Raw genomic sequence first — 21,642 nt, forward strand, 5'->3', positions numbered from 1 at the left:
TATCCAATCGCTCGGCCAACCGCGCTCACCGCGGGTGGAAGGGGTCAGACGACGCGCCGTGCCGGCGTCACGGCGTGAGCGGGGCGATCCTGATGTTGCGGAAACTGATCCGGTCAGCGGCGCTGTGGTTCTGCAGACCGATGTAGCCGGTCGCGTTCTGCCGTCCGGCGCCACCGGGATCGTCGGCGCGGGGCGGGTCGAAGACGGCCTCGGGCGCGTTGACGTACTCGTTGATCAGCTCACCGTTGCGGAACACGGAGTAGTGCTGGCCGACGACGCGGATCTCGTAGTCGTTCCAGGTGCCCTTCGGAGTGACCTGCGCACCGTCGAGATCGACCCGGTCGAAGCCGTACACCGATCCGCTCTTGTACTGGTCACCCGCGGGGCCGTCGTAGATCTGCAACTCGTGGCCGTACTTGATCGCCACCCACTCCGGACGGGACTCGTCCGGGTGCTGGTGCACCTGCGGCGAACGAACGAAGACGCCGCTGTTGGCGCGCCCGTCACCGGGAGCGTCGTCCCGCCACTGGAGCTTCAGCGAGAAGTCGCCGTACTCGCGGACGGGGAACCAGAGCATCCCGAGACCGTCAACCGAACGGCTGGTGATCGAACCGTCGGAGTTACGGGTGAAGCCGCCCGCGCCGACCTGCTCCCACAGGCCGAACGAGGCACCCGAGCGGTCCAGCAGCACCTGGTAGCCCTGCTTGTCGTCGGCCTTGCCGACACCCGAATCGCTCGCGGTGCGCACCAGGTCGCCGTGCTCACGCTGGCGGATCACAGCCTTGAGCAGCAGGCGCTCGGCGACCGCCCGGACGTGCTGCACGAACTCGGTGTGGTTCGGCCAGGTCCGCTCGTCCTCGATCAGGTCGTTGATCGAGCAACCAGCCTCGACCACCCGGTTCGCCACACCGCTGTTCAACGTACCGATCCAGACCGTCGGCCGGGTGTCGGTCACCTTGCAGGTCGGCTTCACCGGCACGCTCTCCACGACCGTGAAGGTGGCCGAGGCGGTGCCCGAGATGTTGCCCGCCCGGTCGGTGGCCCGGTAGCTGAACGTGTGCGACCCGGGGGTGTTCACCGTGAGCGGCCCGGTGTAGAGCACGTAACCGTGGCCGTCGAGGGCGTACTCGACCCGTAGGACACCGGAACCGGCGTCGGTCGCGGTCAGCATGACGGTGGCGCTGCCGACGTACGCCCAGCTCCCGTTCTGCTGCCCGGTGATCGCCGCGTTCACCGTGGGTGCGGTGGTGTCGGAGTTGGCGGGTGCGGCAACGGTGAACGCGACCGACTGCGAGGTCGAGGTGTTGCCGGCGACGTCGGTGGCCCGGTACGAAACGGTGTGCTGGCCGTTCTGGTTGACCGTCACCGGGGCGGTGTACTCCGCGTACGGCCGTCCGTCGAGCGAGAACTCGACCCGGGCGACGCCCGATCCGGCGTCGGTGGCGGTGAGGGTCACCGTGGCGGCGCCGATGTAGGCACCGTTGCCGTCGCGGTTACCGGTCACGGCCGCGGTCACCGTCGGGGCGGTGGTGTCCGGGTCCGGAACGGCGACAACCTGGAAGGCGACCGACTGCGGGGTCGAGGTGTTACCCGCCCGGTCGGTGGCCCGGTAGCTGACCGTGTGCTGGCCGACGGCGTTCACCGTCACCGGTGCGGTGTACGCGGCGTACGCCTGCCCGTCGACGGAGAACTCCACCCGGTCCACGCCGGAGCCGGTGTCGGTGGCGGAGATGGTGACCGTCGCCGCACCGACATAGGCGCCGTTGCCGTTGCGGTCGCCGGTCACACCGGCGGTCACCGTCGGCGGGGTGGTGTCCGGAGCCGGAGTCGCCACCACCTGGAAGGCGACCGACCGCGGGGTCGAGGTGTTACCCGCCCGGTCGGTGGCCCGGTAGCTGACCGTGTGCTGGCCCGGCTGGTTCACCAGGACCGGTGCGGTGTACGCGGCGTACGCCTGCCCGTCGAGGGAGAACTCCACCCGGTCGACACCGGAGTCGGCGTCGGTGGCGGTGAGGGTGACGGTGGCGTCGTCGATGTAGGCGCCGTTCTCGTCCCGGTCACCGGTCACCGCGGCGGTCACCGTCGGCGCGGTGGTGTCCGGGTTCGGAACGGCGACGACCTGAAAGGCGACCGACTGCGGAGCGGAGGTGTTGCCCGCCACGTCGGTGGCCCGGTAGCTGACCGTGTGCTGGCCCGTGGTGTGGACCATGACGGGTGCGGTGTACGCCGCGTACGCCTGACCGTCGAGCGCGTACTCGACCCGCGCGACGCCGGAGCCGGTGTCGGTGGCGGAGACCGTCACGGTCGCCATGCCGACGTAGGCACCGTTGCCGTCCCGGTCACCGGTCACCGCGGCGGTCACCGTCGGCGGGGTGGTGTCCTGGGGCGCCGGCTGCGCCACGCGGAAGTTCACGGACTGGACGGGCGAGGTGTTACCCGCCACGTCGGTGGCCCGGTAGTTCACCGTGTGCTCGCCGGGGGCGTTGACGGTGACCGGGGCCGAGTACGTTCCGTACGGACCGCCGTCGAGCGAGTACTCCACCCGGCCGACGCCCGACCCGGTGTCGCTGGCCGACAGGGTGACCGTCGCGGCACCCACGTACGCGCCATCGCCGTTGCGCTCGCCGGACACCTGCGCCGTCACCGTCGGCGGGGTGGTGTCCTGGCCACCGCCGCTGACGACGAGCAGACCGGTCATCGCTCCGTGCCCGGGGATCGCGCAGAAGTAGCGGTAGGTGCCGGGCGTGAGCACCACGTCGACGGTCCACCGGCCCTGGTTGGCGTCGAACGGGTCAGCCAGGATGTTCACGTCGACATCGCGGTTGTACGCGGGGTTACCGGTGTCGAACGTCAGCGTGTGCTGCATGCCGGTGGTGTTGCCGGTCGCGGCGCTGTTCTCGAAGACGAGGGTGGTCGGCCCGGCGACGGCGGTGGTGGGGACGGAACGGTAGGTCTGGAAGTCGTTGCCTGCCGTCCAGGTGAGCACCTGGGCCTGGAGTTGTCCTGCCGAGGAGGCGCTGCCGGTGCTGTTGTCCACCGGGCGCGCGTTCACCGGAACCGCGGCCAGAGTGGAGCTGACCAACATGAGGGCCGCTGCCGCGAGCACCGTCAACGGCCGGCTTGGCCGGCTCGTGGCGAGCCGGGTGAGTAGTCGCAAACGACGCGGTGAACCGCGTCGTACAGGGAAAGATGGCATGTCGAGCATACCTTTCGCGAGTCTTCCTTGAACTTCCGACGTTCCCGCAGCGGCGTTCGCGAGGATCGATGGATGACATGGCAGCGGACCACAGGTACGCCCGACCCACGCTGCTGGAACCGACTGGCGTCGCCACCCGGCAGAGCACTGTGGACAGACAGACCTGAGGTCTGGGACAGACAGGGACGATGGGTGGGGGTTGGTGGCCGGACACGGGCCGACCGGGCATCAAAAGGTGTAGAGGGTCGACGTGGCTGCGGGCGTGGCGCGCGCCGACGCGCCGGTTCGACCTGCCGGCACCGCTGACCTGGGGAAACGCCACTTTCCCCGGCCGAGCTGTGGCCCTCGGTCGGTGAGCTAACCGCGCCGCCGGTTACCTCGACGAAACAATTTGATGTTGCCCGACCCTAACGGACTTAACATCGACGTGTCTACAACTTTCGACAGGAAGAGCCTCACTTTTATCCGCAGCGACAAAAGGTCGCGACGGACCCTCGGCCACCCGACAAAAGGTCGCGGCACCGCCCCGGTTCACGCCACGTTCCACACAGGATCCCGACCCGTCCGGTCGGGACGCGCGGCGTCACGGAGAGGACCATCGGGATGCGGACAGGCGTCGCCGAGAGGACGGTCGGGATGCCGGCAGGCATCGGCGAGCAGGTCGACGTACCGGGCCGTCCAGCGGCGCGCGGTCTCGTCGGTGAGCCGGTCCAACGGGTACTCCAGGTAGCCGTCGAGCCGGTCCCGTCCGGGCACCAGACCGAACATCAGCGCACCCCGCTCCGCGTCGGTCGGCACGTCGTGCACCCGAACGGCCAGGCCCGGCAGGTCCAGCCGCATGTCCAGGGTGTTCTGGAACGCGAAGCTCACCATCACACCGGACGGCATCCCCCCGCCCGCCGGCCCCAGAAACTGCCCGTAGATCCAGGCGGTCGGCAACAGGTTGTCGATCCCGGCGAAGAGGCTGGCCGCGGTCTGGTCGACGAGTGCGGCGAACGTCGCCGCAGCGGTCGTACGGACCCGCAGCGGAAGCGCCGTCGTCATCACCGTGACCGCCTCCTCGTACGCCCGGGGTGAGCGGTTCGCGTGGGGCACCGAGAGCGTGACGTCGGGCTGCCCACTGATCCGGGCGAGCAGGAGTGCCATCGCGGCGGCCGTCACCGCGCCAACGGTGGCGCCCCGCGCCTGTGCGAACGCCTCCGTCGCGCGCCGTACCTCGTCGGGGATCTCGAACCGGTGGGTGGCGGCGCGCCCGGTGGGCCGGTCCGGGGCGGGACCGTCGAACGCCAGGTCCAGGGTGAGAGGCCCCTCACCGAGGTGCTCCGCCCAGTGGGCGAGCCGCCGGCGTCGGGTCGACTCGTCCCACTGCTCCCGCTGCCAGTGGGCGTAGCCGGTGCACTGCGCCGCGGGCGGGCCGAAGTCGGCCGTACCCCCGGCGTGCGCGCTGCGGTAACCGGCGGCCAGGTCACGGAGCAGCACCGAGATCGCCCAGCCATCACAGGCGATGTGGTGCACGACCAGGACCAGCCAGGACTCGCCCGGGTCGAGACGGATCAGCGCGTACCGCACCGGCGCCTCGTCCGCCAGTCCGAACGCCGGTTCCACCACCGCCCGGCACGCCTGCTCGGCCCGCCGGCGTGCCTGGTCGGGGGCGAGTGTGGTGAGGTCGATGACGGGCAGCGGAACCCGTTGGTGGGCGAGGATCCGCTGGGTCCAGATGTCGTCGTCGGGTGCCAGCCGGGCCCGCAGCGCGTGGTGCCGGGCAAGCAGCCCGTCGACCGCGGCGTCCAACGCGGCGACGTCCAGCTCGCCGACCAGTTCCAGTCGCAGTCCGACATTCCAGCCGCTGGAGTTCCCGGTCCGCTCGACGTTCTCCATCATCCGGTTCTGTTGGGCCGACAGCGGTGCCCGCGTCACCTCACGCTCGCCGGCCGGGACGGCGAGCCACCGCAACAGTTCACCCTTGTACGAACGCAGCGCCGCCACCAGCTCCGGGGTCGCCGCGTCGGCCGGGGCGTCGTAGCGCAGTGTGCCGTCGACACCGGTGAGCCGTACGTCGCGGACGGCGACGTACTCCAGCAACTCCTCGAAGGTCACAGCGCGCCCCGTACCCGCCCGGTGTGGCTGTTCACGACCCCGGTGGCGTGCTCACGCAGCCGCCCGACCATGGCGGCGACGGTCGGCGCGCGGAAGAAGTCCAGCGCCGGATACTCGACGCCGGTCGCCTCGTGTATCCGGTTGAGCAGGCGCAGGGCGTTGATCGAGTGACCGCCGAGGGCGAAGAAGGAGGAACTCTCTTCGATCGTCTCCGGTTCATGGTCGAGTTCGGCTGCCCAGAGCGCACGTACCGTTCTGTCGATGTCGTCGGCCGGAGGCACCGGAGCAGGAGCAGGAGCTTGGGTCGGGGGCGGGAGCGGGAGCGCCTGTGCGGGCCGGACAGGGCTGGGCAGGACAGGGCTGGGCACGGCGGTCCGGATCGTCGGCTCGGGCAGGTTGGCCTGGTCGAACTTGTTGTTGCCGGTCTGCGGCAGCACCGGCAGGACCGCCCATGCCCGAGGCACCAGCACGTCGGGAAGCTTGTCGGACATCGCCGCCACGAGCCGCTCGGCGATCCCCTCGTGCGGTACGCCCGACGCGGGCACCACAAATCCGGCGAGGTACGCGTCCCCGTTGTGGTCCCGGCGGGCCACCACGATCCCGTCGGCGACCAGGTCCAGCCCACGCAGAACCGCCGACGACTCCCCCGGCTCGACCCGGTTGCCCCGGATCTTGACCTGGTCGTCGGCGCGGCCGAGGAAGACCAGCACCCCGTCGGGGGTCCACCGGACCAGGTCACCGCTGCGGTAGAAGCAGGCGCCCGGCCCGCCGCCCGGATCGTCCACGAACCGGTCCTCGGTCAACTCCGGGCGGTTCAGGTATCCGCGCCCCACCCCGGCACCACCGATGAACAGCTCCCCCACGGCGCCCAGCGGTGCCAGGTTGCCGTGCTGGTCGCGTACCTCGACGTGGATGTTGTCCAACGGTCGGCCGATCGGGATCGGACCGTCCGGCGCACTCGACGCGTCGGCCACCACGTCCACCACCACGACCACCGTCGTCTCGGTCGGCCCGTACACGTTGTGGACGACGTACGGCAGCTCGGGCCGTGGGCGTACCCGGAGCTGCTGGCCGCCGACGGCCAGGTGGCGCAGTCGTGGCTGGGCCGCGACGGGCAGCGAGAGCAGCCCTTCGCCGATCGGCGTGGGCAGCATCGCCACGGTCACCCCGGAGACACGCATCCAGCGGGCGAGCGCCATCGAGTCCAGGCGCACCGCGTCGTCGGCGATGGCGAGGCTGCCACCGGCGATGAAGGTCGGCCATATCTCCAGCATGGAGGCGTCGAAACTCTGCCCGCAGACGGCGGCGCTGCGGTCCGCGCTGGTCAGCTCCAACGTGTCGTGATACCACCGGGAAAGGTTCAGCACACTGCGATGGGTGATCACCGCACCCTTCGGTGTGCCGGTCGAACCGGAGGTGTAGATGACGTAGCAGGCAGCGTCCGGGTCGTCCGCCACCCGGGTCAGGGTGCCACCGACCATTGTCTCGTCGACCTCCACGTCGACGTGGAGCGGGCGGACCCCCTCGGGCAGGTCTGTCGGTGCGTTGCCCTCCGTGGTCAGCACCACCCGGGCACCGCTGTCGGAGATCATGAAACGAACCTGCCTGGCATTGAGCAGCGGATCCAGCGGCATGTACGCCGCACCGGTACGCAGCACCGCCAGCGTGGCGACGACGAACTCCGGTGACCGGGGCAACCACAGCGCCACGATCTCGCCCGCGCCGACACCGCGTTGGGCCAACCGGTCCGCGAGCACCTGGGCCCGATCGTCGAGTTGCCGGTACGTCAACACGCTGCCGCCGCCGATCAGCGCCACACTCTGCGGCGTCTCGACCGCCCAGCGCCGTACGGCATCGTGGAGGCAGCCCTGCGGCGGTTCACGGCGACGGCCGGTGCCCCAACGCGCCAACGTGTCCCGGTCCTCGGGAAGAATCCCGACCAGTGCCGAGATCGGCGTACGGGGCTGGAGGACGGCTGCCGAGAGGATCGCCACCAGGTACGACAACAGCCGCTCGATGCTGCTGCCGTCGAACAGGTCGGTGTGGTACTCCAGCCGGCAGGAGATTCCGTCCGGGTGGTTCGTCACGTAGAAACTGAGGTCGGCCAGGGCGCGCTCGCCCCGGTGATCGAGCGTGTGCGCGTCCACCCCGGGCAGGTCGAACGGGAACGCGTCGTCGTTCTCGAACTCGATCATCGTCTGGAAGATCGGGTTCCGACCGGTGTCCCGTACCGGCTGGACCGCGCGGACGACCGCGTCGAGCGGGACGTCCGCATGGTCGTACGCGTCCAGTGCGGTGTCGCGCACCCGGCCGAGCAGCTCCGCGAAGGTAGGGTCGCCGGCCAGGTCCAGTCGCAGCGCGACCGTGTTGAGGAAGAACCCGACCACCTGCTCCGCGCCGGCCGGCCGGTTCGACACCGGCGTACCCACGACCAGGTCGTCGGTACGGGTGAACCGCCGCAGCGTCGCGGCGTACCCGGCCAGCATGGTCATGAACAGCGTGGCCCGGTGCTCACCGCCGAGGCGGCGCAGCCGCTCGGAGAGCTCCGGGTCGAGCCGGCGCCGCACCGACGCGCCGTTGCCGGTCTGCACGGTCGGGCGCGGGCGGTCGGTCGGCAGGTCCAGCACCGGCAGGTCGCCGGTCAGCCGCGCACGCCAGTAGTCCAGGCCGGCGTCGTGGTGCGCACCGTTGCCACGGGCCATCTCTTCCCGGGCCAGGTCCAAACAGTCCCGGGGCACGTCGGGCAGGTCGGCCGGTTGCCCGGTCAGCTCCGCCCGGTACAACGCCGACAGGTCCCGGGCCAGCACGGTCGCGGAGGTCGCGTCGACCACGATGTGGTGGAACGAGAGGACCAGCACGTGCCGCTCGTCCGACCAGCGGAGCAGCCGGCTGACGAACAGCGGGCCGGTGGCCAGGTCGAAGGGGCGCCGGATCTCGGCGGCCAGCGCCACCCGTACGACCGCGTCCTCGTCCTGGCCGAAGTGCTCCTCGACCGCGAAGTCCACCGTGCCCCGGCCCAGTACGGTCTGCACCGGCTCGCCGTCCCGCTCCCGGAACACCGTACGCAGCGCGGCGTGGCGCGCCACCAGCCGTTCGAGCGCGGTACGCAGCGCCCGCAGGTCCAACCGCCCGTCGAGGCGTACGGCGGTCGGTTCGTTGTACGCGCCCTGGCCCGGGTTCAGCCGTTCGAGGAACCACATCCGCGCCTGCCCGTGCGACAACGGCCCGGACCGGTCCGGGAGCGCCACCCCCACGGCCGGCGCAGCCGGTACCGAACCGGCCGGCGTGGCCGGGACGGGAGCGGCTTCGTGGTAGCGGGCGCGCAGGCGGTCGAGCTGTGGCAGGCCGGCGCGCAACTGCTCGGGGCGTACCCCGAAGTCGACCAATGCGGCCACCTCGTCGACCCCCGCCGCCGCGAGCGCGTCGATCAGCCTGGCGCCCTCCTCGGGCGAGCCGATCAGCGCACGGGACTCGCAGTACCGGTCATAGGCGCGCTGGAACACATAATCCAGGTCCTCCTCGCGGGCGCCGTCGAGGTCGACCTGGAAACCGAGGCTGTTGGTCATCTGCCCGAACAGCGACAGCGAGGAGCGCATGTACGTCCGCAGCGGCGCGAACGCCTCGGACCGGGCGCGCCGCGCGTCCTCGCCAAGGTAGGTGTGCACGAGTACGACCACCCGCCCGCCCTGCGGGTCGAGTCCGTGCGCCGCCCGGGTCTTGCGGTACCGCACGATGTTGTCGGCCAACTGCTCCACCGACTGGCTCATCAGGTTCGTGACGACGCCGAGGTCGTGCTCGGCCGCGCGCTGGTACGACTCCGGGTTGCCGACGACCGCCACGAACATCGGTGGCACCGCCTGTACGGGGCGGGGCAGGGTGCGTACCTCGATGGTGTCGCCGTTGCCGGAAGTGCGCCGTACCGGCTCCCCCCGCCAGAGGCGCCGTACCTGGTCGAGGTGGTCGTACATCACCTCGCGGTGCGTGCCGAAGTTCTCCGGGGCGAGCACGAAGTCGCCCGCGTGCCAGCCCGGAGCGCAACCGATGCCGACCCGTCCGCCGGAGAGCCGGTCCACCATGGACCACTCCTCGGCGACCCTGATCGGGTCGTGCAGCGGCAGGACCACCGACCCGGCGTGCAGCCGGACACGACTCGTCTCGCGGGCCAGCGCGGCGGCGAGCACCACCGGGTTGGGAAACACTCCGCCGAACGAGTGGAAGTGCCGCTCGGGTATCCAGAGCGCGTGGAATCCGTGCTGGTCCGCGTACCGGGCCGTGTCGACGATCGACTCGTACGGGTCGACGCCCTCCCCGTTCCCCGGATAGTCCCCGAAGAAGTACACGCTGAACTCCGGCGCCCCCCGGGGAAGGAAGGGCCCCTTGTTATCGGATTCGGTAGAGGAAGGGCCCCTTCCTAACACCGCGGGCACCGCGCCAGCGGCGGGAGGCGGGACGGTGGCAGGGACGGGGACGGGGACGGTGGTGGGAGGCGGGATGGGGGCGGGTACGGCGGTGAGGTGTGGCCGGGCGAGGAACCCGGCGGCACGCATCTCCCGCAGCGAGCGCTGGACCGCGTCGACCAGTGTGTCGACGTCGTCGTCGGTGTGTTCGGTGGAGAGGAAGAAGTTGCGCCACTCCCAGACGTACACACCCTTGAGTAGCAGGTGGTGGTAGAGCAGTTCGAGGTCGGCCCGGTGCTCGAAGCGGAACTGCGAGCCGAAGTGACCGAGGCGGACCGGATACTCCTCCTCCTCGAAGAACGCGTTCAAGGTGCCGACGAGCCGGTCGGTCCGGCTGTTCAGCGCCTGCTGTAGTTGCGGGCTCTGCGCTTTCAAGCGGGTCAACACGGCACGGGCGGCCACCATCGACACCGGGTGCTGGATGTAGGTGCCGCCGAAGAAGGTCGTCTCGCGCTCGGGCCGGCTGTCGTCGCCGTACCGCCAGAAGCCGCCGTCGACTCCGTCCATGATGTCGGCGCGGCCGGCGATCGCCCCGATCGGGAATCCGCCGCCGAGCAGCTTGCCGTACGTGGCGAGGTCGGGGGTCACACCGAACAGGCCCTGGGCGCCGCGCGGGTGCGGTCGGAACCCGGTGAGCATCTCGTCGAACATCAGCACGATGCCGTACCGCCGGGTGATCTCGCGCAGCCGGTGCAGGAACTGGGCCGGCTGGAGAGTGGGGTGACGGCTCTGCACCGGCTCGACGATGACGGCGGCCAGTCGCCCGCCGAGCGCCTCGATCGCGTCGAGGCTTTCTGGCGCCCCGTAGTCGAGGACGACCAGGTCCGCGACGGCGCTGGCGGGGATGCCGGTGGAGACCGGAACGGTGGTCCGGTCTAGGCCGGTGCCGAGCGAGCGGCCGAGCACGTTGTCGGCGTGCCCGTGGTAGGAGCCGTGGAACATGACGATCGTGTCGCGCCCGGTGGCGGCCCGGGCCAGCCGGATCGCGGCAGAGTTCGCCTCCGTGCCCGAGTTCGCGAACGCCACCCGTTGCATGCCGGTCAGCTCGCTGAGCAGAGCCGCCGCCTCGCCGGTGTCGACGCTGCGTGGGCCGAGCTGGACGCCCCGGGTCAGGTGCTCGCGTACCGCCTCGCTGACGTCGTCCGGCTCGTGGCCGAAGAGCAGCACCCCGAAGCCCATGGTGATGTCGAGATACCGGTTGCCGTCCACGTCCTCCAGCCACGCGCCCTTCGCGCGCTGGGCGGCGATCGGGTACAGCATCTCCTTGGTCGCGGTGCGGAACCCGACCACGGCACGGCTGTCCGCCAACACACCCCGGTAGTGCTGGGCGATCTCCTTCGAGCGTCGGGTCTTCGCCACGTACTGGCGTCGCAGGTCGTCGAGGTGGTCCCGCTGACCGGTGGTGGAGACCGAGCCGGCCTGACCGGAGTCGTGGGCCACGGTCACCCTCGGCCCGTGCGGTTCGGCGACCGCCGGAGGCCGCAGCGCCGTGGCCGGTTCCGGCAGTTCGGGTACGACCACGGTGGCGGGCGCCTCGACCACCGGCGGCTCGGTTACCGGGGCGACGGGTACGACCACCGCAGCGGTGACCCCACGCCGGGACAGGATCAGGTGGGAGAGCTTGCGTGGGGTGTCCGCCTGCTCGAACAGTTCACGCATGGCGATCCGTACGCCGAACTCGCCCTCGAACTCCCGCAGCGCGTTGATCATCGTGAGCGAGTCGGCACCCAACTGGAAGAACGGGCGCTCGGTATCGATGTCGGCCGGGGCGCAGCCGAGGTGCCGGGCGCTGATCTCCCGTACCCGTGCGACCACCGGCTCCAGTTCCGTCGCGGCGGGCTCGCCGGTCGTGGCCGTGCCGGTGTCGCGGCCGGTGTCAACGTCAACCATCACGCCTCCAGGGTCGGTTCGGGCCAGCGGCGGTCCGGTCCAGTGGACCCGTCGTTGGAACGGATAGGCGGGCAGCGGCACCCGGCGGCCGGCTCCGGGTTTGAGCACGGCGGCCCAGTCCACGGCGACACCGTGGACATGCAGCCGGGCGACCGCCTCGAAGTGCTGGTCGAGCCCGCCGCCGCGGTCCTGGGCGGCGACCACCGACGATCTGGGCAGCGCCGGCCGGAGCAGCCCGACCAGGCTCGGATGCGGGCTCAGTTCCAGCACCGGGGCCGTGGCCGATCCGTCGCCGGCCACCGCGAGCGCGGCCGTGACCAGGTCGAACCGGACCGGTTCGCGCGCCTGCCGGACCAGGTACGCCGGGTCCAACCGGTGCCCGACCGGCAGCACGGCCCCGTCGACGCTGCTGACCATCGGCGTGTGCAGGGGTGCGAGCGGGATGGCGGCGCACACCTCGCGTAACGGCGCGAGGACCGGGTCCAGCAGTGCCGAGTGGAACGCGCGGTTCACCGCGAGCCGGTGCCAGCGCAGCCCGCGTTCGTCCAGCCGTGAGCAGGCTGCCACGACCGCGTCGACCGGCCCCGCGACGACGTGGTTCTCGGCCGCGTTGATCGCGGCGAGGTCGAGCCGCCGATCGGTGGCGAGCAGTTCGTCGACCGCCGGCCGGGCGGCGAGGACCGCGACCATCGCACCCGGTGCGGCGTACTCACGCATCAGCCGGCCGCGTGCTCCGGTGAGCCGCAGCCCGTCCTCGATCGACAGTGCGCCGGCTGCGGCCAGGGCCGCGTACTCACCGACGCTGTGACCGGCGACGACGTGTGGCGTGACACCGAACGACCGCCACAGCCGGGTCAGCGCGGTCTGGAACGCGAACAGCGCCGGCTGCGCCAGGTCGGTCTCCCAGACCGCCGCACCGTCGACAGGATCGGCGACGGAACCGCCGCCCCTGTCGCCCCCGGCTTCGCCGAGCAGTGGCGTGAGCAGCGAGGGCCCGTCGGTCTGGCGCTGATGGGCCTCGCACCGGTCGAGCACCGCGCGGAACTGCGGGTAGCGCCGGTAGAGCCGACCCGCCAAGCCGCCGTACGGGGTGCCCTGTCCGCCGTACACGAAAACCGGTGTGACTCCCCCGGCTGGCACCGGTTCGGCGGTCGCCACCCGGTACGCACGCTGTCGTTCCGGTCCGGCGAGGTGTTCGTCCAGGGCGTCCGCGAGCGCCGCCGGGGTGGCGCCGGTGACGACGAGCCGGTGCCGCAGCGGTGGTCGACCGATCGCGGTGGTGGTGACCAGGTCGTCCAGGTCGAGCCCGGGGTCGGCGCGCAGGTGGTCGCGGAACCTGCCGGCGAGCGTACGCAGGCTCTCCGGGTGGTGTGCGGAGAGCGGCAGCGTCACGGGTTCGGCTGACTCGGGTCGCCGCCGGGCGGGCGGGACCGGCGGTGGCGCTTCGAGGATCACGTGCACGTTCGTGCCGCCGACGGCCAGTGAGGTCACCCCGGCACGACGCGGGCCGGGCAGGTCGGGCCAGGGTTGCGCCTCGGTGGGGATGAAGAACGGACTGGCGGCCAGGTCCAGCGCCGGGTTGGGCCGTTCGAAGCCGACCAGTGGCGGGACCTCCCCGTGTGTCAGTGCCAGCACCGCCTTGATGAGGCCGGCCATGCCGGCGCAGGCGTCGAGGTGGCCGAGGGCGGGCTTGGCGGACCCGATGGCGCAGTAGCCGGTGCGGGCGGTGCGTTCCCGGTAGGCCGAGGTCATGCCGTCGAACTCGATCGGGTCACCCTTGTAGGTGCCGGTGCCGTGGGTTTCCAGGTAACCGATGGTCTCGGCCGAGACTCCGGCCACGTCGAGCGCACGCAGGATGGCCCCGCGCTGCCCGGTCGCGCTCGGCGCGAGGTAGCTCTGCTTCGAGGCGCCGTCGTTGTTGACGCCACTGCCCAGGATGACCGCGTGGATGGTGTCGCCGTCGGCGACCGCGCGGTCGTACCGTTTCAGCAGCACCGCGGCGACCCCGTTGCCGCCGACCGTGCCGTCGGACGACGCGTCGAACGCACGGCACCGACCGGAGCGGGACAGGATCGTGCCCTTGACGTGGCGGTAGCCGAGGATCTGCGGGGTGTGCACCGCCGACGCGCCGGCCAGGGCCAGGTCGGCGTCGCCCGCGAGCAGCGCCTGCCCGGCCAGGTGCACCGCGACCAGGGAGGTCGAGCAACCGGTCTGCACGGTGATCGCCGGGCCGGTGAGCCCGAGACGGTACGCGACCCGGGTTGCCGCGAAGTCGTTGAAGTTCCCCACCGCCACCTGGAACGCGGACGCGAAGTCACCCTCCCAGCGCGCCTCGGGCAGGTTGTTGCGCAGGTACGTGTTGAGCGGGTACAGGTGGTAGCCGACGCCCGCGAAGATCCCCACCCGTACGTCGGGCGGTGTCGCGGCGTAGCCGCCGTTCTCCAGCGCGTGGTAGCAGGTCTCCAGGAACAGCCGGTGCTGCGGGTCGACGGTGCGCGCCTCCTGCGGGCTCATCCCGAAGAACTCCGCGTCGAAGGAGTCGATGTCGTCGAGCACCCCGCTGACCGCCACGAAATCGGGTGACGCACGCACCTCGGCGGGCACCCCGGCGGCGGCCAACTCCTCCGGACCGAACCTCCGTACGCTGGTGGCACCGGTGCGGATGTTGTGCCAGTACGCCTCCGGCGTGTTCGCGCCGGGAAACCGGAAAGCCATGCCGACGATCGCGATCCGCCGATCCTCGACGCTCCGGTCGCCAGGGGTGCCGTGCATCCTGTCCCTCACTTCCTCGACCAGCGCCGGAGCGAGAGCGCGACCACCATCGCCAGGGCCAGCAGCACCGCGAGTCCGTGGAACGTGGTGACCACGGTCAGCGGGGAGAACCGCTCCAGCAGGAACGAGCAGGCCACCATGCCGACGCCGAAGCCGAGGTTCTCCGCCATGGCGGAGAACCCGAAGACGTGTCCACGCTGCTCGTCCGGGGCGGACTGCAACCGGGTGGTGTACGCGATCTCGGTGAAACCGTCCGCGATGCCGGCCATGGCGGCGACCAGGATCGCCAGCGGCATCGGTGGTGCGGTGAAGGTGAGGATGAACGCGATCGACATGAGCGCGGCACCGAGCGCGAACGCGCGCTCGCCGACACTCCGCCCGGTACGGGTCGCCCATCGCGCGACGGCTCGCTGGGCGACGATGTTGCCGATCGCCCAGGTGGCCCAGAACTGGGACACGAACGTGGCCGGGTGCTCCGGGTCGAGGGCGGTGGAGAGCACCGGCAGGCCGACATTGTGGGAGGCCGACCCGAACGCGTCGATGGCGCGCAGGCTGATCAGGGCGAGCAGGATCGGTGTGAGGCGCAGGTAGCGCAGGGCGGTGAGCTGCGCCGCGAGCACTCCCGGCACCTGCGACTCGCTGCCCGGTCCGGACTCCGACTCGCTGCCCGGTCCGGACTCCGACTCGCTGCCGCGAGTGGTGATCGGCAGCCGGGCCAGGTTCACGGCCGAGAAGAGGAACGCCCCGGCGTCGATGAGGAAGGCACCCGAGTAGCCGAGTGTGGCGATGAGTACGCCGGCCGAGGCGAAGCCGGCCACCATCGCGATCGAGCGGCCGGTGGCGAGCAGTGCGTTCGCGCGTACCCGCTGGTCCTGGCCGACGATCTCGGGGATGCTGCTGCGCAGGGCGACGTTGGTGAGGGTGGCGCCGGCACCGCTGACGACGGCGACGAGGTACAGCAGCCAGACCTGGGTCACCGCCGGCGCGAGCACCAGGACGATGAGCGCGAGCGCCTGGGTGACGTCGGAGGTCACCATGATTCGTTTACGGTCGAACCGGGAGACGAGGGTGCCGGCGCCGAATCCGGTGAGGAAGCCCGTGGCGAGGCGCAGCGCCATGATCAGCCCGGTTTGCCACGCACTGCCGGTGAGGGCGTACGCGAACAGGTTGAGCGCCACCATGTCCAGGTAGCTGCCGTACGCCGAGACGGCGTTGCCGACCACCAGGAATTGGAAGTGCCGCATTCCGTCGCGCGTACGGCCGACGCTCTGATCAGCGATCGTCACGGGCGGACAAGGAACGGGTCAATGGTTATCGACGGCACGCATTCGACCCAAGTCGTCATGCCGCCACCAGCAGGGGAAAAATTGTACGGCAAATTGTGCCCCCAAAAGCGGCGAACGCCATTGGCGTGCATTCAATAGCTGTCTTCCGCGAGCCAGGGTATGGGAATGTGTGGATCTTAGCAAGGTCCACTTCGGAGAGTCACTTGATTCGGTCGGCTGGCCGCAGCCTCATCAGGTTTCGGGTGGTGGCCGCCCCGAATCACCAGGGGAACCGGCAGCGTAAGGGCGCCTGAGGCGAATCGTCAGCCTGATCCGGCAAGATTCTGGGGGTCAACACGGAGCGCCACCGACAACCAGGAGACTACCGTGCGAAAGCTCATCAACTCGACCTACATCACCCTCGACGGCGTCATCGAGAACCCCGTCTGGACGATGCCGTACTTCGACGACGAGGCGGGTGCCTTCGCGGGCTCGCAGACGGACGGGGCCGACGCGCTGCTGATGGGCCGGGCCACGTATGACGGCATGTCCGCCGCCTGGCCGACCCGGGACGAGAGCGACCCGAGCACCGGCGCGGCCTATTTCAACAACGTCAAGAAGTACGTGGCCTCGACGACCCTGACCGACCCCACGTGGAAGAACACCGAGGTACTGCGGGGCGACCTGATCGAGGAGGTCACCAGGCTCAAGGCCCAGGACGGCAGGAACATCCTGCAGTACGGCTACGGCTCGGTCACCACCCAACTGCTTCAGGCGGGCCTGCTCGACGAGGTCCGGTTCTGGATCCACCCGGTCCTGGAAGGTGGCGACAGCGTGACCACGCCGCTCAAGGACGTCAAGGCGTCGTTCGAGTTGGTCGACACCAAGGTCATGAAGAGCGGAGTGATCATCGCTTCCTACCGACCGAAGGTGGGCCAGTAGACGGCGACCGCGCCGCCCCGGGGTGCGTGACCTCGGGGCGGCGCGGGCGGTGCGGTCGGCACGAACCCTGGGTCAGGCCTCGTACTTCGTGAAGTGCAGCGAGAACGCCCCGAGGCTTCCACCCATGCCGCCGACGGTGTCCAGCATGGAGAGACGCCAGGTGCCGTCGACCGAGCATTCCGTACCGTCGATGGAGAAGGTCATCCCGGCGACGAACCCGACACCGGAGACGTCGATCGTGGCGGAGACGCCGGCCTGTCGCCTTCTCCCCCGCCTCCAGGTACTGGTCACCGTCGCCGCTCAGCGGCGTGACGGTCGGGGTGCCGGTCTGCACCAACGGCTGCGAGGGCGCTCCGTGGCCTTCAGCAACAGGTCCGTCCGGACGACGCCGTGCCCGGAGCGGGCGTCCACGCCCTTCGGGGCGAGGTCGAGTGCCGTACTGGTCATCGCGTTCCGAAGCTCGGCGTTGGTCATGCCGGGGTTGCCGGAGAGCGCGACTTCCCCGGAGGGCGTCAGCGCGTCGGCCGCGCCCGCGATTGAGCCGGTCGTGTCCGACAAGGCACGGAATCTCGGACCAGGCATACGCTTATTGTGAATGGCGTAGATCAGGTGGTTTTTGGGTGATCGAACCGAAGGTGGCCGTCGCGATCACCGGATGCCGCCTCACACAGAAACAAAGCCTGACCTGCAATTATTCGACAAAGAGATCTTCCTCACCTCCTCTATTCATCTGACGACTATTGACTGTCACAGATCAGCCGACTATTGGACACACATCGCCCATAGTTTTTTGTATTGCCTATTGTCATCACCGACAGTGCGCGCGATGATCTCATGCGGACCGGGCCGGACTCGCCCGAACCGGTGAAAGGATGCGCTCGTGAAGCAAAAGAACGAAGGACCTACGCTTTCCGGCGAGGGCGCCACCGACTATGCGCGATACATGCGCACGGATGCACTGCTCGACCTGCAACGGCGCCCCGAGGAGGTGGTTCACCGCGATGAGCTGCTATTTCAGGTGGCGCACCAGTCCACCGAACTATGGCTCAAACTCGCCGTCGCCGAACTGACCGAAGCGAGCGCCCGGATCGAAGCGGGCGAACCTGCGCAGGCCGATCTCCTGCTCACGAGGGCGACGCTCGCCGTGCGGCTCGTAACCGATCAACTGGAGATGTTGGAACACCTGACTCCGGCCGTTTTCCAGGCGCTTCAACCGGCACTCGGCAACGGATCGGGCGCGGAGTCCCCGGGCTGGCGGCAGGCCCAGGCCGCGAGCCGCAAGCTCGGGCAGTCCTTCGCCGGATTCCTCACCGCGCGCGGCCTCGACCTGGTGAAGCTCTACTCCGGGGAACCATCCGATCCCGCCTACCGTCTAGCCGAGGCGATGGTGGAGTGGGACGACCGGGTTTCGGTCTGGCGGGTTCGGCACTACAAGCTCGCCATCCGGGTCGGCAGCCACGGTGTCATCGGCACCACCGGCAGCCCCGCGAACTGGCTCGCCAAACTGATCGACCACCGCTTCTACCCGGAGCTGTGGCGGGCGCGCGCCGACCTCGCCCCGGTCCACCCGGCCGGCGAGGGTTCCGTTGCGTGAGCTCACGCACTGGCTGTCGACCGGGTCGGACTCCGGCGCCTTTCCGTACGCGGCGGTCGTGGCGGAGTTCCAGCGGACCGGCAAACACTTCGTCGCTCGCGACCTCCTGGTGCTCCTCGACCGGATCCGCACCACGGTCGCCCCGTCGCCCGACGCGGCCACGATGCTCCTGCGGAACTTCCTCGACGTCGCGCTGGACAAGTGGGACGGACGATACGACTACCAGAGCTACCTGGCGCTGAACCTGCTCCGGATGCCCCGTACGGAGTGTGCCGACGACCGACGGATCGACCTTCGACAAGAACACGACCAGCTCTTCCTGCACCTGATCGCCGATGCCCTTGCCTTCGAACTGGCAGCCGAGGCCCGGACCACCGACCTACTCCCGCAACAACGCCCCGAGCCGGCCCGGGTGGTCAAGCGCTACCGACTCGGGGTCCGGGCGGCTGCACCGGCACTGGCCCGTCTGGGCCAGCCCGCCGTGGTCGACCATCCGGAGCCAGCGGCCACAGCGGCTGCCCTGCACGCCTCGGTGGTCGCCGAGCAGAACGCCGCGCAGCGGCGCGACCTGCGGATCAGCATGCTCCCCGTCTACCTGGTGCACGACGAGTACCTCTTCATCCGGGTGCTCCAGGCGTACGAGTCCACCTTCGCCCTGCTGGCCGGCGAACTGCGGGCGGCGGTCGGTGCCCTGAACAGCGGACGTCCGCAGCCGGCTGCCGACTGCCTGGCGTACGCCCGGGATCTGCTGAACGCCGCCGCGCCACTGTTCTCGCTGATGGCGAGCCTGCAGGAGGAGTCGTTCCGGGCGTTCCGCGTCTACACCGAGGGGGCCAGCGCCATCCAGTCCCGGTCCTACAAGCTGGTGGAGTCGCTGTGCCGTTCGCCGGAGGAAGAGCGTCTGGACTCCTCCGCCTACCAGTCGGTGCCCGAGGTACGCGAACGGGTGCTGGCCGGACAGTCGTCGATTGAGCAGGCATACCGTGCGGCCTGCCACAGCGGCCACCTCGGGGAGGCTGACCGCCGCCTGCTCGACACACGGATGGGCGAGTTCGCAAGCGCACTCATGCAGTGGCGCCAGACCCATTACCGGATCGCTGTCCGGATGCTCGGCACCCGTTCGGGCACCGGTTACACCGAGGGCACGCCATATCTGGCGGCGGCCCGCACCATCCCGGTTTTCACCACCACGACAACGCGAGGCAAGCCCAGGTGAACGAGCCCCCACGACCTCACTCCGCAACGGATACGACAATCCGCGATCAGTTTCCCCTGCTGCGGGACTGTATCTATCTGAACAACAACTCGACCGGCGCGGTTCCGCAGGACGCGGAGCACGTTCTGACGCGTTACTGGGAAACGCTGCGTACGTGGCGCGACGACGCCTGGAACGGTTGGCACGACGGACTCCAGAAATACATCGACGGACTGTCGGCATTCATCGGCGCCCCGCCGGGAAGCGTGATAACCGACGCCAACCTGAGTACGCTGCTGGTCCGGGTCGCTTCCTGTTTCAACTATCAGGAACCCCGCAACCGGGTGGTGACGACGGACCTGGAGTTCCCCACCATCCCGTTCATCTGGAACGCGTTCCGCCGATACGGTGCCCGTCTCGACGTGGTCAGCTCCGGCGGCCCACGCTTCGACGAGGAGGCACTCCTGCAGCGGATCGACGAACGGACGCTGCTGGTCTGCGTGCCACACGCCAGTTACTCCTCCGGCGCCACCATCGACCTGGCCCGCCTGGTGAAACACGCGCACGATGTCGGTGCTCTGGTGGTCGTCGACGCGTTCCAGACCGTCGGGATCATGCCCCTCGACGTCACCGCCCTCGGCGTCGACTTTGTCCTCGGCGGTGCGCACAAGTGGATGTGCGGCGTCGGGACCGCATTCCTGTACGTCCGACCCGACCTGCTCGCCGGTCTCGAACCCGCGGCGACCGGCTGGCAGGCGGGCGACCGGGCGTTCACGTTCCAACCGTCGACGGGCTGGGCTCCCGGCGTGCAGCGGTTCGCCGGCGGGACACCGTTCCCGCTCACCGCGCTCATCTCCCAGGTCGGCCTGGACCTGCTGGGTGGTGTCGGCATCGAGGCCATCCGGGCGCACTCGCTGGCATGCACCGACCGGATCGTCCGTCGGGCCGAAGCCGCCGGCATTCCTGTGGTCAGCCCGGTGGACCCGCAGCGGCGTGGCGGCGTGGTGTGCCTGGACGTGCCCGATGGTGAGGCGGTCAAGCGCCAACTGGCCGAGCGGAACATGATCTGTAGCTGGCGCGGCTACCTGCGCGTCGGCCCACACATCTACAACACCCTCGACGAAATCGACGAGTTCATGGACGCGCTTGAGCAAGTGTCCCGAAAGGACCGGCGATGACCACCACACCACTCTCCCCGCGCGCGCTCATGAGCCTGCTGTTCAACGGGGCCAAGGCTGTCGACGTGGTGGAGACAGCGCTCACCATGGGGCTCCTCGACGCGTTGGAGTCCGGTCCGGTCAGTCTCCGCGAACTCGCCGACCGCTTCGAGCTACGGCCGCTGAGGCTCTACAAGTTCCTGGACTGTCTGGAGAGTCTCGGGCTGGTCGAGCGGCACGAGCGGAGCGACAACATCGACGAGGCCAGCTACCGGGCCGTTGCCGGGATCCGGGACGCGGCGGCAGCCGCGATCGGTCCGGGCTCGATCGAACGCGACCGTGACCGGTACCCGTGGCAACGGCTGCACGGCCGGTTGGCGGAGAGCCTCCGTGGCGACGTGAGCATGACCGACGACGACTTCGCCTGGCCCCCGAAGACCGACGAACAGACCACGGCGTTCGAGCGGAGCATGTCCGTCGGGCTCGGACCGGTCATCGAGACCTTCCACCGGCACGCAGGCCGGCTGTGGCCGGGTCGGCGCCGCCTGCTCGACGTCGGCGGCGGTGCCGGCACGCTCGTGGCGCGCGTCCTCGACGACGCCCCGGATCTGGTGGCCGACGTCTACAACCTGCCGGCCGTCGCTCCTCTGGTCGAGGAGACCCGCAGACAGTGCGCCAGCCCGGAACGACTGGGCTTCGTCGCCGGTGACTTCCTCGCCGAACCCCTGCCGTCCGGCTACGACGCACTGGCGTTCGTACGGGTGCTGCACGACTGGCCGAGCCCCGTCTCCCGCATGTTGGTCGAGAAGGCGTACCAGGCCCTGTCGCCGGGCGGGATGCTGCTCATCTGTGAGGAGTTCCGCACCCCGGACCGGCTGGCGATGCAGTTCTTCTGGTCCTACTTCCTCATCGGCGTCGACACCTGCGTCAGTCGGCTCCGCGACGTCGACTTCTACACCGCTCTGCTCACCGAGGTCGGCTTCGACAACGTCCAGGTCCTGCCTGGGGGCTGGGAACTCGTCGTCGCCTACAAACCCCGCTGACCACGAACCGTGTTCGGCTGCCAGCCATCCTTCG

At 69.9% G+C, this 21,642-nt stretch carries 10 protein-coding genes; 5 read left to right on the forward strand and 5 right to left on the reverse strand.

Annotated features, from left to right (window positions below; translation table 11 throughout):
- Nucleotides 1-67 precede the first annotated feature (67 nt).
- From ACIBF5_RS28455 to ACIBF5_RS28470, 4 genes are all read right to left on the reverse strand, one after another.
- The gene (locus tag ACIBF5_RS28455; RefSeq protein WP_396815965.1) at nucleotides 68-3,196 is read right to left on the reverse strand and encodes an OmpL47-type beta-barrel domain-containing protein; all 3,129 of its coding nucleotides are present in this window, start codon (nucleotides 3,194-3,196) and stop codon (nucleotides 68-70) included.
- A 531-nt stretch (nucleotides 3,197-3,727) separates the two neighbouring features.
- Nucleotides 3,728-5,293, reverse strand: coding sequence for a condensation domain-containing protein (locus tag ACIBF5_RS28460; protein WP_396815966.1), 1,566 nt, complete (start codon nucleotides 5,291-5,293; stop codon nucleotides 3,728-3,730).
- Entirely contained in the window at nucleotides 5,290-14,412 is a 9,123-nt protein-coding gene (locus tag ACIBF5_RS28465) for a MupA/Atu3671 family FMN-dependent luciferase-like monooxygenase (RefSeq protein WP_396815967.1), read from the reverse strand. Before ACIBF5_RS28465 ends, ACIBF5_RS28460 begins: the two co-directional genes overlap by 4 nt.
- A gap of 8 nt (nucleotides 14,413-14,420) precedes the next feature.
- Nucleotides 14,421-15,698, reverse strand: a complete 1,278-nt coding sequence (locus ACIBF5_RS28470) for an MFS transporter (RefSeq protein WP_396815968.1) — start codon at nucleotides 15,696-15,698, stop codon at nucleotides 14,421-14,423.
- 366 nt (nucleotides 15,699-16,064) lie between these two features.
- Here ACIBF5_RS28470 and ACIBF5_RS28475 point away from each other — a divergent pair, with 366 nt between their 5' ends.
- Complete coding sequence (locus ACIBF5_RS28475; protein WP_396815969.1) at nucleotides 16,065-16,619, forward strand: dihydrofolate reductase family protein; 555 nt, start codon at nucleotides 16,065-16,067, stop codon at nucleotides 16,617-16,619.
- A gap of 72 nt (nucleotides 16,620-16,691) precedes the next feature.
- Here ACIBF5_RS28475 and ACIBF5_RS28480 read toward each other — a convergent pair whose 3' ends face one another.
- Nucleotides 16,692-16,910: a hypothetical protein gene (locus tag ACIBF5_RS28480; RefSeq protein ID WP_396815970.1), complete on the reverse strand. Its 219-nt coding sequence runs from the start codon at nucleotides 16,908-16,910 to the stop codon at nucleotides 16,692-16,694.
- 652 nt (nucleotides 16,911-17,562) lie between these two features.
- Here ACIBF5_RS28480 and ACIBF5_RS28485 point away from each other — a divergent pair.
- Genes ACIBF5_RS28485 through ACIBF5_RS28500 form a run of 4 tightly spaced genes read left to right on the forward strand, consistent with a single transcriptional unit; the run spans nucleotide 17,563 to nucleotide 21,608 of the window.
- The gene (locus tag ACIBF5_RS28485; RefSeq protein WP_396815971.1) at nucleotides 17,563-18,213 is read left to right on the forward strand and encodes a tryptophan 2,3-dioxygenase family protein; all 651 of its coding nucleotides are present in this window, start codon (nucleotides 17,563-17,565) and stop codon (nucleotides 18,211-18,213) included.
- Entirely contained in the window at nucleotides 18,206-19,429 is a 1,224-nt protein-coding gene (locus ACIBF5_RS28490) for a hypothetical protein (protein ID WP_396815972.1), read from the forward strand. The genes ACIBF5_RS28485 and ACIBF5_RS28490 overlap by 8 nt, the downstream gene beginning before the upstream one ends.
- Nucleotides 19,426-20,586 (forward strand): aminotransferase class V-fold PLP-dependent enzyme, encoded by a 1,161-nt coding sequence (locus ACIBF5_RS28495; protein ID WP_396815973.1) that lies wholly within the window; start codon nucleotides 19,426-19,428, stop codon nucleotides 20,584-20,586. The genes ACIBF5_RS28490 and ACIBF5_RS28495 overlap by 4 nt, the downstream gene beginning before the upstream one ends.
- The gene (locus tag ACIBF5_RS28500) at nucleotides 20,583-21,608 is read left to right on the forward strand and encodes a methyltransferase (RefSeq protein WP_396815974.1); all 1,026 of its coding nucleotides are present in this window, start codon (nucleotides 20,583-20,585) and stop codon (nucleotides 21,606-21,608) included. Before ACIBF5_RS28495 ends, ACIBF5_RS28500 begins: the two co-directional genes overlap by 4 nt.
- Nucleotides 21,609-21,642 lie beyond the last annotated feature (34 nt).

Source organism: Micromonospora sp. NPDC050417, assembly GCF_044458865.1.
GTDB lineage: Bacteria > Actinomycetota > Actinomycetes > Mycobacteriales > Micromonosporaceae > Micromonospora_G.